A 13408-nucleotide genomic window follows, 5' to 3' on the forward strand; every position below is an offset into this window, starting at 1 on the left:
GGGAGCCGATCGGGGGCTTTTCAGAAACCGAGTTCGACTCGGTATCGCACCTCGGTGCAATTCGTCCAAACACCACGATCAGTCCCCTCTCCCTCCGGGAGAGGGTTAGGGTGAGGGGCTCTTTAAGCCGCATCTTTTTCCTGTCCAGACAAGCTGTTACTGTACGGCCCACAAAGCCCAAGCCGCTGGATCGGATCTGACTTGAAGCGTGCCCTATCCCTGCTCCTGATCAGCCTGGCCTTGAGCTCATCCGCAAGCGCGACGATTACCGAAAGTCACGGTTATGCGCAGTTCGGCACGCTCAAGTACCCGGCCAGATTTACCCACTTCGACTGGGTCAACCCGCAAGCGCCCAAGGGCGGTACGTTGCGGGTGATGGCGTTCGGCACCTTCGATACGGTCAATCCGTACACTTTCAAGGGCACCAGCCCGGTCACCACCGCCAATTTTCTCCAGTACGGCATCAACGAGCTCAACGAGCCGCTGATGGTTGGCACCGGCCAGTATTCGCCGTCCGGCGACGAACCCGCGTCGAGTTACGGGTTGATCGCACAATCGGTGGAGTACAGCGAAGATCGCAGCTGGGTCGTCTTCAATTTGCGCCCCGAAGCGCGCTTTCACGACGGCGCGCCGATCACCGCCTACGACGTGGCGTTCTCCTATCGAACGCTGCTCAAGGACGGTCATCCGCTGTATCGCACGGCCCTGCAGGAAGTGCTGCGAGTCGACATTCTCAACAAGCAGCGCATTCGTTTCGTGTTCAAGCGCTCGGGCAATCCGCTGCTGATCCTGCGCCTGGGCGAATTGCCGGTACTGCCGCAGCATTACTGGAAAGACCGCGACTTCAAAGCCACCACCTTCGAACCGCCGCTGGGTAGCGGACCGTACCGCATCACGTCGGTCACGCCAGGCCGGCAGCTGATTTTCGAGCGGGTCAAGGATTACTGGGGCAAGGACTTAGCGGTCAATCGCGGCAAGTACAATTTCGATCGCATGGAGGTCGAGTTCTACCGCGACAGCGATGTCGCCTTCGAAGCGTTCAAGGCCGGTGAGTTCGACATCTACATCGAGCATCAGGCAAAGAACTGGGTCAACGGCTACAACTTCCCTGCCGTGCGTCGTGGCGAAGTGATCAAGGTGCAGATCCCGCATCAGATCCCGACCCAGACTCAGGGCCTGTTCATGAACAGCCGCCGCGCGACCTTCGCCGATGTCAGGACGCGCGAAGCGTTGGGTCTGATGTTCGACTTCGAATGGACCAACCGCGCGCTGTTCAGCGATGCCTATAAACGCACCACCAGCTACTACCCCAACAGCGAATTCACCGCGTCTGGTTTGCCGGTCGGGCATGAATGGCTAATGCTCAAGCCTTACAAGGAGCAGTTGCCAGCCCGGCTGTTCACCGAGCCGTTCACCCTGCCGAAAACCGACGGCCGTGGCATCCCGCGCGAGACCATGCGTAAAGCCCTCGCCCTGCTCGCCGAGGCCGGTTGGAAGCTCCATGGCCAGCGCCTGCAAGACAAAGACGGCCAGCCGCTGCGTTTCGAATTGCTGCTGGTCAATCCGAGCCTGGAGCGTCTCTATCAGCCGTACATCGAGAACCTCAACAGCATTGGCATCGACGTGCGCCTGCGCACAGTCGATCGCGCGCAATACAAACAACGCCTCGATCAATTCGATTTCGACATGATCTCGATGACCCTCGGCCAGACCCTGAGCCCGGGCCTTGAGCAGTGGCAGTACTTCCACTCCAGTCAGGTCGGGGTCAAGGGCAGCAAGAATTACGCGGGCATCGCCAATCCGGTAGTTGATCACCTGCTTGAACAATTGCTCGCCGCGCGCACCCGCGACGAGCAGGTCGCCGCCGGCAAGGCGCTCGACCGCGTGCTGCTCTGGCAGCACTACAGCATTCCCAACTGGTACCTCAATTATCACCGTCTGGCCTACCGCAACCGGTTGGCCTTTGTCACCACGCCGCCCTACACCCTGGGCCTGAGCGCGTGGTGGCTGAAGTCTTCGGAGAAAGATCGATGAACGCTGTTCGCACCCTGCTCGTGCAGGCCGGCGGCTTGCTGTTCGCCGGGCTGGCCTGGGCCGCCCCGCAACACGCCGTGACCCTGTACAACGAGCCACCGAAATACCCGGCCGATTTCAAGCACTTCGACTACGTGAACCCTGACGCGCCCAAGGGTGGCGTGTTCCGCCAGGCCGGGTTCGGCGGCTTCGATAGCCTCAACCCGTTCATCAACAAAGGCGTGCCGGCCGATGACATCGGCCAGATCTACGACACCTTGACCAAGCACAGCCTCGACGAGCCGTTCACCGAATACGGCCTGATTGCCAGCAAGATCGAGAAAGCCGACGACAACAGTTGGGTGCGCTTCTACCTGCGCCCGGAAGCGCGCTTCCATGACGGCCACCCGGTACGCGCCGAAGACGTGGTGTTCAGCTTCGAAACGTTGACCAAGGAAGGCTCGCCGATGTTTCGCGGCTACTACAACGACGTCGCCGAAGCCATCGCCGAAGACCCGCTGAAAGTGCTGTTCAAGTTCAAGCACAGCAACAACCGCGAGCTGCCGCTGATCCTCGGCCAGTTGCCGGTCCTCCCTAAACACTGGTGGGCCAGTCGCGACTTCAACAAGGGCAATCTGGAAATCCCGCTGGGCAGCGGCCCGTACAAGGTCACCCAAGTGAAGGCCGGCCGTTCGGTACGTTACGAGCGGGTCAAGGATTACTGGGGCAAGGACTTGCCGGTCAACCGTGGCTTCTACAACTTCGACACGATGACCACCGACTATTACCGCGACAACACCGTCGCCCTCGAAGCACTGAAGGCCGGACAGTTCGATTATTGGCTGGAGATGACCGCGAAGAACTGGGCCAGCGCCTATAACGTTCCGGCGGTCACCGAGGGCCGTTTGATCAAGGAACTGATCCCCAACAGCAACCCGACCGGCATGCAGGGCTTCGTCTTCAACCTCCGCCGCCCGGTGTTCCAGGATGTGCGCGTGCGTCAGGCTCTCGGGCTGCTGTTCGACTTCGAATGGACCAACAAGCAATTGTTCAACGGCGCCTACGTGCGCACTCGCAGCTACTTCGAAAACTCTGAAATGGCCGCCACCGGCCTGCCCGACGCAGAGCAACGGACGATCCTCGAACCGTTCCGCAGCCAACTGCCGGCTCAAGTATTCAGCGAAGCCTTCGAAAATCCCAGGACCGACGCCAGCGGCATGATCCGCACCCAGCAGCGCGAGGCGTATCAACTGCTGCAAGAGGCCGGCTGGAAAATCGTCGATGACAAAATGGTCGACGCCACCGGCAAACCGGTGGTGATCGAATTCCTCCTCGCCCAGACCGAATTCGAACGCGTGCTGCTGCCGTTCAAGCGCAACCTCAGCGACCTCGGCATCGATCTGGTGATCCGCCGCGTCGACGTCTCGCAGTACATCAACCGCGTGCGCTCGCGGGATTTCGACATGATGGTCGGCAGCTTTCCGCAGTCCAACTCGCCGGGCAACGAGCAGCGCGAATACTGGATGAGCGCCGCCGCCGACAAACCGAGCAGCCGCAACAGCATGGGCCTCAAAGACCCGACCGTTGACCAACTGGTGGAAAGCCTGATCAACGCCGACTCGCGCAAGAGCCTGGTGGCCCACGCCCGCGCGCTGGATCGCGTACTGCAATGGGGCTACTACGTGGTGCCCAACTGGCACATCAAGAGCTGGCGCGTGGCCTACTGGAACCACATCGGCCACCCGAAAACCTCGCCCAAGTACGACATCGGCATCAACACCTGGTGGGTCAAGCCTGACGCCAAGCCTGCCGTAGAAGTCGAAACCCAACTGCAAGCCGACCCTGCGGGCACGGAGTAATCAGATGCTGGCGTATATCTTTCGGCGACTGCTGCTGATCATCCCGACCCTGTTCGGCATCCTGCTGATCAACTTCGTGATCATCCAGGCCGCGCCCGGCGGGCCGGTCGAGCAGATGATCGCCAAGCTCGAAGGTTTCGAAGGCGCCACCAGCCGGATTGCCGGCGGCGGTGCCGAAGTGGCGATGGCCGGCTCGTCGTACCGTGGCGCGCAGGGGCTGGACCCGGCGCTGATCAAGGAAATCGAGCACATGTACGGGTTCGACAAATCGGCCCCGGAACGCCTGTGGATCATGGTCAAGAACTATGCGCAGCTGGATTTCGGCGACAGTTTCTTCCGCGACGCCAAGGTCATCGACCTGATCAAGGAAAAGATGCCGGTGTCGATCTCGCTGGGGCTGTGGAGCACGCTGATCATGTATCTGGTGTCGATCCCGCTGGGCATCGCCAAGGCCACGCGACACGGCAGCCACTTCGACGTCTGGACCAGTTCGGCGATCATCGTCGGCTATGCGATCCCGGCGTTTCTGTTTGCGATCCTGCTGATCGTGGTGTTTGCCGGCGGCAGTTATCTGGACTGGTTCCCCCTGCGCGGGCTGACTTCGAACAACTTCGATGAGCTGAGCCTGGGCGGCAAGATCCTCGATTATTTCTGGCACCTGGCATTGCCAGTCACGGCGCTGGTGATCGGCAACTTCGCGACCATGACTCTGCTGACAAAAAACAGCTTTCTCGACGAGATCAACAAACAGTACGTGGTCACCGCCAAAGCCAAGGGCCTGACCCGCCATCGCGTCCTTTACGGCCACGTGTTCCGCAACGCCATGCTGCTGGTGATTGCCGGTTTTCCTTCGGCGTTCATCGGCATTTTCTTCACCGGCTCGTTGCTGGTGGAAGTGATTTTCTCCCTCGATGGCCTCGGCCTGATGAGTTTCGAAGCGGCGATCAATCGCGATTACCCGGTGGTGTTCGGCACGCTGTTCATCTTCACCCTGCTCGGGCTGGTGGTGAAACTGATCGGCGACCTGACCTACACCTTTGTCGATCCGCGCATCGACTTTGCAAGCAGAGAGCATTGAGATGAACCTGTCCCCTCTCAACCGCCGGCGCTTCGAACTGTTCAAGGCCAACAAGCGTGGCTGGTGGTCGCTGTGGCTGTTTCTGATCCTGTTCGGCCTGAGTCTGGGCGCCGAGCTGATTGCCAACGACAAACCGCTGGTCGTGCATTACGACAACAACTGGTATTTCCCGGCGATCAAGCGCTACCCGGAAACCGCGTTCGGCGGCGAATTTCCGCTGGAAGCCAACTACAAGAGTCCGTACATCCGCGAGCTGCTCAAGGCCAAGGACGCGTGGATTCTGTGGGCGCCGATCCCCTACAGCTACCAGAGCATCAACTACGACCTGAAAGTCCCGGCGCCGGCGCCACCCTCGGCGGACAACCTGCTGGGCACCGACGATCAGGGCCGCGACGTGTTGGCGCGGGTGATCTACGGTTTCCGCATTTCCGTGCTGTTTGCGCTGACGCTGACCGTGCTGAGTTCGATCATCGGCGTGATCGCCGGGGCGCTACAGGGTTTCTACGGCGGCTGGGTCGATCTCGCCGGGCAGCGTTTTCTCGAGATCTGGTCGGGGCTGCCGGTGCTGTATCTGCTGATCATCCTTGCCAGTTTCGTCCAGCCGAATTTCTGGTGGCTGCTGGGCATCATGCTGCTGTTCTCGTGGATGAGCCTGGTCGATGTGGTGCGCGCCGAGTTCCTGCGCGGGCGCAATCTGGAATACGTGCGTGCCGCCCGCGCGCTGGGCATGCAGAACGGCGCGATCATGTTCCGCCACATCCTGCCCAACGCCATGGTCTCGACCATGACCTTCATGCCGTTCATCCTCACCGGCGCCATCGGCACCCTGACCGCACTGGACTTCCTCGGCTTCGGCCTGCCGGCCGGCAGTCCGTCGCTGGGCGAACTGGTCGCGCAAGGTAAATCCAATTTGCAGGCGCCGTGGCTGGGCATGAGTGCGTTTGCCGTGCTGGCGCTGATGTTGAGCCTGCTGGTGTTTATCGGCGAGTCCGCTCGCGATGCCTTCGACCCGAGGAAGTGAAATGAATCAGGACAATCTGATCGAAGTGCGCGACCTCGCCGTCGAATTCGGTTTCGGCGAGCGCGTCCACCGCGTGGTCGAGGGCGTGAGCTTCGACATCAAGCGCGGCGAAACCCTGGCGCTGGTCGGTGAATCGGGCTCGGGCAAATCGGTCACGGCGCATTCAATCCTGCGCCTGCTGCCCTACCCCATGGCGCGGCATCCGGCCGGCAGCATCAATTACGCCGGGCAGAACCTGCTGGATTTGAGCGAGAAGACCATCCGCCACATTCGTGGCAACCGCATCGCGATGATCTTTCAGGAGCCGATGACCTCGCTCAATCCGCTGCACTCGATCGAGAAGCAGATCAATGAAGTGCTCGGCATCCACAAGGGCCTGAGCGGCAAAGTCGCGACCAAGCGCACTTTGGAGCTGCTGGAGATGGTCGGCATTCCCGAGCCGCACAAGCGTCTCAAGGCCCTGCCCCATGAATTGTCCGGCGGCCAGCGCCAGCGGGTGATGATTGCCATGGCCCTGGCCAACGAGCCGGAATTGCTGATTGCCGACGAACCGACCACCGCGCTGGACGTGACCGTTCAGCTGAAAATCCTCGATTTGCTCAAGGATCTTCAGGCTCGATTGGGCATGTCACTGTTACTGATCAGTCACGATTTGAACCTGGTGCGAAGAATTGCGCATCGCGTATGTGTCATGCAGCGCGGTTGCATCGTCGAACAGGCATCGTGCGCAGAGCTGTTCCGTTCGCCGCAGCATCCGTACACTCGGGAATTGCTCGGCGCGGAGCCCAGCGGCGGCCCGGCGAGCAATGAAGTCGGCGCGCCGCTGCTCGAAGTCGAGGACCTCAAAGTCTGGTTCCCGATCAAGAAAGGCCTGCTCAAGCGCACGGTGGATTACGTCAAGGCAGTGGACGGCATCAATTTCAGCCTGCCGCAGGGTCAGACCCTGGGGATCGTCGGCGAAAGCGGTTCCGGCAAATCCACCCTCGGTCTGGCGATTTTGCGGCTGATCGGCAGCAAAGGCGCGATCCGCTTTGAAGGCAAGCAGCTAGACTGCCTGACGCAGAGTGAGGTTCGCCCGCTGCGGCGGGAGATGCAGGTGGTGTTTCAGGACCCGTTTGGCAGCCTGAGCCCGCGCATGTGCGTCAATGACATCGTTGGCGAAGGCCTGCGGATACACAAGATGGGCACCGCGGCCGAACAGGAAGCGGCGATCATTGCGGCATTGAAGGAGGTAGGTCTGGATCCGGAAACCCGGCACCGCTACCCCCACGAATTTTCCGGTGGGCAACGGCAGCGAATCGCCATTGCCCGGGCCTTGGTGCTGAAACCGGCGCTGATCCTGCTGGACGAGCCGACTTCGGCGCTCGACCGGACGGTGCAGCGGCAAGTGGTGGAGCTGTTGCGTTCACTGCAAGCCAAGTACAACCTGACGTATTTGTTCATCAGCCATGACCTGGCTGTCGTCAAAGCGCTGAGCCACCAACTGATGGTGGTCAAGCATGGCCAAGTGGTCGAACAGGGAGACGCGCAAAGTATCTTTGCCGCCCCCCAACATCCGTATACACAGCAGTTGCTGGAAGCCGCTTTTCTGGCACCAGCCACTGCGCAATAACCTGAAAGAGGAGCAACACATGGGTTTTCTCGCCGGTAAGCGCGTACTGATCGTCGGTGTCGCCAGCAAGCTGTCCATCGCATCCGGCATCGCTGCCGCCATGCATCGCGAGGGCGCTGAGCTTGCCTTCACTTATCAGAACGACAAACTCAAGGGTCGCGTCGAAGAGTTCGCACAAGGCTGGGGTTCGAGCCCTGAGCTGTGCTTCCCGTGCGACGTGGCCAGCGATGAAGAAATCGCCAAGGTCTTCGAAGAACTGAGCAAGAAGTGGGACGGCCTGGACTGCATCGTGCACTCCGTCGGCTTCGCCCCGGGTGACCAACTGGACGGCGACTTCACCGAAGCCACCACCCGTGAAGGTTTCCGCATCGCTCACGACATCAGCGCCTACAGCTTCGTGGCGCTGGCCAAGGCCGGTCGCGAAATGATGAAAGGCCGCAACGGCAGCCTGCTGACCCTGTCGTACCTGGGCGCCGAGCGCACCATGCCGAACTACAACGTGATGGGCATGGCCAAGGCTTCGCTGGAAGCCGGCGTCCGTTACCTGGCCGGTTCCCTCGGTCCGGACGGCACCCGCGTCAACTGCGTTTCGGCCGGTCCGATCCGCACTCTCGCCGCTTCCGGCATCAAGAACTTCCGCAAGATGCTGGCCGCCAACGAAGCGCAGACTCCGCTGCGCCGCAACGTCACCATCGAAGAAGTCGGCAACGCCGGCGCCTTCCTGTGCTCCGACCTGGCGTCGGGCATCAGCGGTGAAATCATGTACGTCGACGGCGGCTTCAACACCACCGCCATGGGCAACATCGAAGAGTGATCTTCGTGTAGCCAATAAAAAACCCGCCGAATATGGCGGGTTTTTTTATGCCCCTGGAAAACGTCGCGCAGTAAATATCTACCGCCCGCCAGCCAGCCCTCCCCGCGATACTCGGCATTCAATGCTTATCAACCGCCAGGGAGGCACACATGAGCGACACACCGGTACCTGAACAGACGCTGATCCAGAACCTCATTGCCGAATTGACTGCCAAACCGGTAATCACTGCCGCTGATCCGGCGCGTACGCTGGACGTTCCCCGGCCATGCCTGCTGCGCGAATGGATGGAGCTCTACTGGAACGCCCTCGAACGCCCCGAATTTCTCGACTGGGCCAGTCGCTTCCATATTGATCTGGATACGTTGCAGATCAAGGGTGACACCCTGCAAGCACAGATCCCCTCGAACGGCTCCGCCGGGCTGCGCATCTTCACGCTGGAGGATGACTCAGGTTGGTGGCAGATGGCGCCGCTGCTGCTGTCGATTTCCCAGCGTATCGATCCTGCGGGGCTGGGCCTGCCTTACATCGGTGGTACATCCGCCAACCCGCTCTACCGGTTTCCGCGGCAAGTCGTGCTGGCGTTCTACGGTTATCCGGAACCGCAAAACCAGATTCAGGCCCGGGTCATCGTCGCCGAGTGGAAGGCCCGCGGTCTGGCTGCCATCGATGAAAACGGCCACACCACGTCGGCTGTGGTGAAGGAGCGCAACGCGCAACTGGAGGACTTCCGGGCCATCGCCGATCGAATCGATGAGGTACTGCTGACCAGCAACCCGTTCGAGCAGCGAGACTTTGCCGACACTGCGGTCACGCTCACTTCGGCTTCTGTTACCGCACCAGTCAGAGGGCCGCGGCTGAAAATGGGCGAGCTTCTGAGTCGCTATGAATTTGCGTTGCCGCAAGATGCTGGCGAAGCCAAAGAACTTGTGCAACGCCTGCGCCAGCAGCGCTGGCCTGAGCTGCCCTACGTCAGCGATTACGTGCAAACCAGCGCCCCCATCCGCAGTTATCGCGAAGAGTTTGGCGATCTGGAAGATGTCCGGCACATCGTGCGACGCCTTGAAGCGCTGTGCTGGAACATGGAGCCGAAGGCCAAAATCGATTACAAGGAACTCAGCGAGACTCATCCGGATTCCACGCTTGCGCATTGGATGAAGTATGGTCAGCGTCATTTGCGCAAACTCAGCGCCGATGTGGATTTTCAAGCCATTTTGAAGCAGCAGGGACTGCCCGCCGACAGTCAGTTGCTGATTACCGAATCCGGCCATGTCGGTACCCCAAGCGCCAAAGGCTGGGTAACCCTGACGGCGCAGGTGGAAAGATATGCTGATCTGAAACTCTTCCGCGACCAGCTCAAAGCCAAGGCAAGCAAAGCCGGCGGAGCCATGCGCTCGAGCGGTAAAGTCACCCTTGGGCAGATGCTGCGCTTCTACAAGCTGCCCACCCCGACGTCTGTCGAGCAAGCTCTCGCGCTGGTCAAGTGGTACAGGATCAATCTGCACACCCACCCCGCCCACATGAACCACTGGTATCTGTTAGGTCAGCCCTGGACCCAAAGCGATCGGTTCACGGAGCAACAGCGCCAGCGCATCATCGACACCACACAGACGTTCTTGCCCGAAGGCACGACGTCATTGCTCGACTATCTCAGTGAAGGCGTCGATACCGATCTGCCACCCAAAACGCTCAAGGCAAAAGCCGACTTCCTTATCAGCCGTATCCTGATCACGCCACGGGCGCAAACACTGGGCAATCTGCTGGTGAAGAACCTGGGGGCTCCGGCGCAGAAGAAACGCCTTTTGGCGACCAACCGCGAGCGCCTGTTGCTCGCCGCATTGATTCTCAGTCTGGAGCCAAGCGCCGGCGAAGATCTGAACCGAATCGTCACCCATCGGCTGGAGGGCAGCGACCTGTGGGGCGAGAGTTACGACGAAGTACGTCGACTCATCGATACACAGCCGCATCTTGGACGAACCAGGAACAGGGCGTTGGCAACGCATTTGTTATTGTCCGGTATGGCACCGGAGTTTCTGACCCGGGATATTCCCGCATCACTCTCCTACATGAGTTCTCTGCGCTGGGTAAGGTTGAAGCAGGTCGTGCTGTATATCGAAAGCCAAATGCCGGGCGTTGCACGCATGATGAGCTACGAGCAGCTCAACCAACTGACAAAAGGCCCCGCCCCCCTGCATTTCTACAAGTTCCTGCGCGAAGATTCATGTGCCTCGCTGGTAGTCGACTGGGCGGTTGCAAGAGGACTGATCCAGCGCGACGCCGAATTCCCGGTGACGGTGTACGACGCCGCCACGCTGAAGAAGGCCGATGTCCTGTTTCGCAATCACAATCGCCTGGTAAACGACCTGTATCGCCGGGGCTTCCTCACTGCACCGCCCACCCCCACCACCGTTGCGCTGATGGATCTGCGCAAGGTTTTCGCCGATAACCTGTACCTGACGGAAAAGGCGCTGTTTGTTCCAGTCTCGGACACTGAGACGCCGCCCGCGTATTACTCTCTGAGCGAACTGCATATCGCCGGCAAACTGGCGGGCAACATGCAGGGATGGCAATCGAGCAATGCGCAGTTGCAACTGGCGCCGATGATTGCCTCGTTGCCCAGACTGCACAATGTGGCAACGTTCTTCCATGTGGCACTGGCCGCCCGTCTCAAGCAGATGAAGGAGGCGCATATCGCATTAATCAAGGAAGCGTTCTGTCGCTTGCCAATTACGCAACGGTTCGACGTCGAAACCCGCACGTTTGATTTGTTTGCCCTGCGACCGGTATCCGCTGCCACGGACAAGCTTGCCGCCGCCCACACTGCGCCTTTTGGCATCATTGCGCGGTTGCTCGGGACGCCAGCCACGGTGTTCGAGATTTTCCCCTGCAGATCGAAAGTGGTTCTGCGGCGCGATCTGGACCTCAGCCTGCTGCTGCCTTTTGCCGAGAACGAAGCAGCGCGATTGCTGCCGGTCGACGCCCAGGCTTACCAACACGGAACCCCGCCCGCGGCAAACGCCACCTGCCATGCCTTCGTCACTCCTCTCGACACTGATGGAGCCCCTCTTTTGTATAAGGTGCCGCTCGCCGTACCCGACACTTTTGCATCGGAGAGAGTCAACGCCATTGCCAGCACTGCTGTCAGGCATCTGTTTGCAGCCCATGAAGCGCAAGCCTTGCGAGAAGCGCTGCTCGTGCCCGAGCTCGAGGATGCTGCAGCCTGCCATGAGAAATGGCTGGCGTTTTACCAGAAGCTGAGCCCGCCAAAAAGCTGAATCCTGGCGGGCATTGCGCAAACTGAGCACCACCCAACCCTGTAGGAGTGAGCCTGCTCGCGATAGCTGTCTGTGACTACGACACTGCCTGACACACCGCTATCGCGAGCAGGCTCGCTCCTACACAGGATTCACGCCAGGACTAGCAGCCTTTCAGAGCTTGCTTGTGCGCATACATCGCGCCGTCCGCATCCGCCAGAAGGCGATCCACGGTGTCATGGCGTTTGGGGTCGTATTCGATCTGGCCGACGCTGAAGCGAATGGCGTAACCGCGGTGCAGCGTGGCGTTGCGCTCTTCGAGGATTTCCTTGAGCCGCGCCATGATCCGCGTGGTTTCGACGTGGCTGGAACCGGTCAGCAATGCGACGAACTCATCGCCGCCCAAGCGCCCGACCACGTCGCTTTCACGAAAGGCAATGCGCAATACGTCGGCAAAGGTCTTCAGCGCGCTGTCACCTTCGGCATGACCGTACAGATCATTGATCTGCTTGAAGTCGTTGAGGTCGAAAAACAGCAACGTCGCCGGCCGGCTCAAGCGCGCGCACGCATCCAGCGCATGCTGGGCCAGTTGCTTGAACCCGCGGCGATTGGACAGCAGCGTCAGTTCGTCCATGCTTGCCATCTGCACCGCCATCAGCTCTTGCTCGGCCATCTGCGCGAGATCACGCAGCAGCGCGCGCTCTTCGTCGTCGAGATGGCGGGGTTTGGTATCGATCAGGCACAAAGTGCCCATTTTGTTGCCGTCCGGCACCGTCAGTGGATAGCCGGCATAAAAGCGAATATTCGGCGCACCGGTAACCAGCGGATTGTCATGGAAGCGCAGATCTTCCAGCGCATCGGGGACCAGCATCAGCTCGTTCTGCAAAATCGCATGGCCGCAGAAAGAGACGTCGCGCGATGTCTCGCTGACATCCAGACCCACACAGGATTTGAACCACTGGCGATCCTTGTCGACCAGCGTGACCAAGGCGATCGGCACGTTGAACAAGCGCTTGGCCAGACGCGTCAGGCGATCGAAACGCTCTTCGGGAGCCGAGTCGAGCTTCAAGCCATGCAGCGCGTCAATTCGGGCAGCTTCGTTGGCAGGTTTTCCGGGCACCAGCATGCGCACACTCCGTAGACAGTCATGCGTTGAGCGTAGCGTTAAATCGCCGAGGCTTCACATCTGCGCCACCGGACACGGCCCGCCGGCATCAGCCCAGAGTTTGAATTGCGCGACGAAAATATCGTGCGGCACCGGTACCGGTGCGCGCCCTGCCCCGGGATTCCAGCCCCAGAGCACCAGTTTGTCTTCGCTGACGTGTTTTAACAGCGCAGCGAAATCCCGATCGCCGTTGCTTGCGCGGTCCTTGATCATCGCGCAGAGCTTGTCCGAGGGCAGACCGATCCAGGCCATTTTGTGCGCCGCCGGTGGCAGGCTCCAGTGCGGCGCACCCGGCGGCGCGTGAGGGCCGTAACTGGCCGGCGGGTTGCTTTCGGCGTGGCACGTGGCGCAGGGCAAACCGGCGGCGCCCTTGCCGTCCATGCCGCGCACCACATTCATCGCGTGGGGGATGCCGGCGTCGAACTGCAACGGCGAATCGCCGGGAATGTGGCAGTTCTGGCAGCGTGGGCTCTGGAACACTTTCTGCACCGTGGCGAAGGCTTTCAGAGCTTCCTGATCTTCGGCAAACAGGTCCGAAGCGTAGCCACCGAGACCAAGCAAAACGACGGTGCCCAACACAAGATGTCGTTTCATT

At 60.4% G+C, this 13408-nt stretch carries 9 protein-coding genes; 7 read left to right on the top strand and 2 right to left on the bottom strand.

Features of this window, described 5'->3' with window-relative positions:
- Window positions 1-201: 201 nt before the first annotated feature.
- From ND528_RS01370 to ND528_RS01400, 7 genes are all read left to right on the top strand, one after another.
- Complete coding sequence (locus ND528_RS01370; RefSeq protein WP_263469403.1) at window positions 202-2034, top strand: extracellular solute-binding protein; 1833 nt, start codon at window positions 202-204, stop codon at window positions 2032-2034.
- Entirely contained in the window at window positions 2031-3872 is a 1842-nt protein-coding gene (locus ND528_RS01375; RefSeq protein ID WP_263469404.1) for an extracellular solute-binding protein, read from the top strand. Before ND528_RS01370 ends, ND528_RS01375 begins: the two co-directional genes overlap by 4 nt.
- A 4-nt stretch (window positions 3873-3876) precedes the next feature.
- Window positions 3877-4950 (top strand): microcin C ABC transporter permease YejB, encoded by a 1074-nt coding sequence (locus ND528_RS01380; RefSeq protein WP_263469405.1) that lies wholly within the window; start codon window positions 3877-3879, stop codon window positions 4948-4950.
- Window position 4951: 1 nt separating this feature from the next.
- Window positions 4952-5971 (top strand): ABC transporter permease, encoded by a 1020-nt coding sequence (locus ND528_RS01385; RefSeq protein ID WP_016774153.1) that lies wholly within the window; start codon window positions 4952-4954, stop codon window positions 5969-5971.
- Window position 5972: 1 nt separating this feature from the next.
- Window positions 5973-7583: an ABC transporter ATP-binding protein gene (locus tag ND528_RS01390; RefSeq protein ID WP_263469406.1), complete on the top strand. Its 1611-nt coding sequence runs from the start codon at window positions 5973-5975 to the stop codon at window positions 7581-7583.
- A 19-nt stretch (window positions 7584-7602) separates the two neighbouring features.
- On the top strand, window positions 7603-8397 hold the full coding sequence (gene fabI / locus ND528_RS01395; protein ID WP_003202751.1) for an enoyl-ACP reductase FabI: 795 nt from the start codon (window positions 7603-7605) through the stop codon (window positions 8395-8397).
- 149 nt (window positions 8398-8546) lie between these two features.
- The gene (locus ND528_RS01400) at window positions 8547-11669 is read left to right on the top strand and encodes a hypothetical protein (RefSeq protein WP_263469413.1); all 3123 of its coding nucleotides are present in this window, start codon (window positions 8547-8549) and stop codon (window positions 11667-11669) included.
- Window positions 11670-11811: 142 nt separating this feature from the next.
- On the opposite strand, the gene ND528_RS01405 is transcribed toward ND528_RS01400, so the two are convergent.
- Complete coding sequence (locus tag ND528_RS01405) at window positions 11812-12774, bottom strand: sensor domain-containing diguanylate cyclase (RefSeq protein ID WP_130909522.1); 963 nt, start codon at window positions 12772-12774, stop codon at window positions 11812-11814.
- Window positions 12775-12828: 54 nt separating this feature from the next.
- Window positions 12829-13407, bottom strand: coding sequence for a hypothetical protein (locus tag ND528_RS01410; protein ID WP_122506902.1), 579 nt, complete (start codon window positions 13405-13407; stop codon window positions 12829-12831).
- Window position 13408 lies beyond the last annotated feature (1 nt).

It is taken from the genome of Pseudomonas mercuritolerans, from assembly GCF_025706525.1.
Lineage (GTDB): Bacteria > Pseudomonadota > Gammaproteobacteria > Pseudomonadales > Pseudomonadaceae > Aquipseudomonas > Aquipseudomonas mercuritolerans.

Excerpts from the sequence above, each read along its gene's own strand:
- ND528_RS01385 (WP_016774153.1), top strand. The coding sequence starts at position 4,952 with ATGAACCTGTCCCCTCTCAACCGCCGGCGCTTCGAACTGTTCAAGGCC.
- ND528_RS01400 (WP_263469413.1), top strand. The coding sequence starts at position 8,547 with ATGAGCGACACACCGGTACCTGAACAGACGCTGATCCAGAACCTCATT.
- ND528_RS01410 (WP_122506902.1), bottom strand. The coding sequence starts at position 13,407 with ATGAAACGACATCTTGTGTTGGGCACCGTCGTTTTGCTTGGTCTCGGT.
- ND528_RS01405 (WP_130909522.1), bottom strand. The coding sequence starts at position 12,774 with ATGCTGGTGCCCGGAAAACCTGCCAACGAAGCTGCCCGAATTGACGCG.
- fabI (WP_003202751.1), top strand. The coding sequence starts at position 7,603 with ATGGGTTTTCTCGCCGGTAAGCGCGTACTGATCGTCGGTGTCGCCAGC.
- ND528_RS01390 (WP_263469406.1), top strand. The coding sequence starts at position 5,973 with ATGAATCAGGACAATCTGATCGAAGTGCGCGACCTCGCCGTCGAATTC.
- ND528_RS01375 (WP_263469404.1), top strand. The coding sequence starts at position 2,031 with ATGAACGCTGTTCGCACCCTGCTCGTGCAGGCCGGCGGCTTGCTGTTC.
- ND528_RS01380 (WP_263469405.1), top strand. The coding sequence starts at position 3,877 with ATGCTGGCGTATATCTTTCGGCGACTGCTGCTGATCATCCCGACCCTG.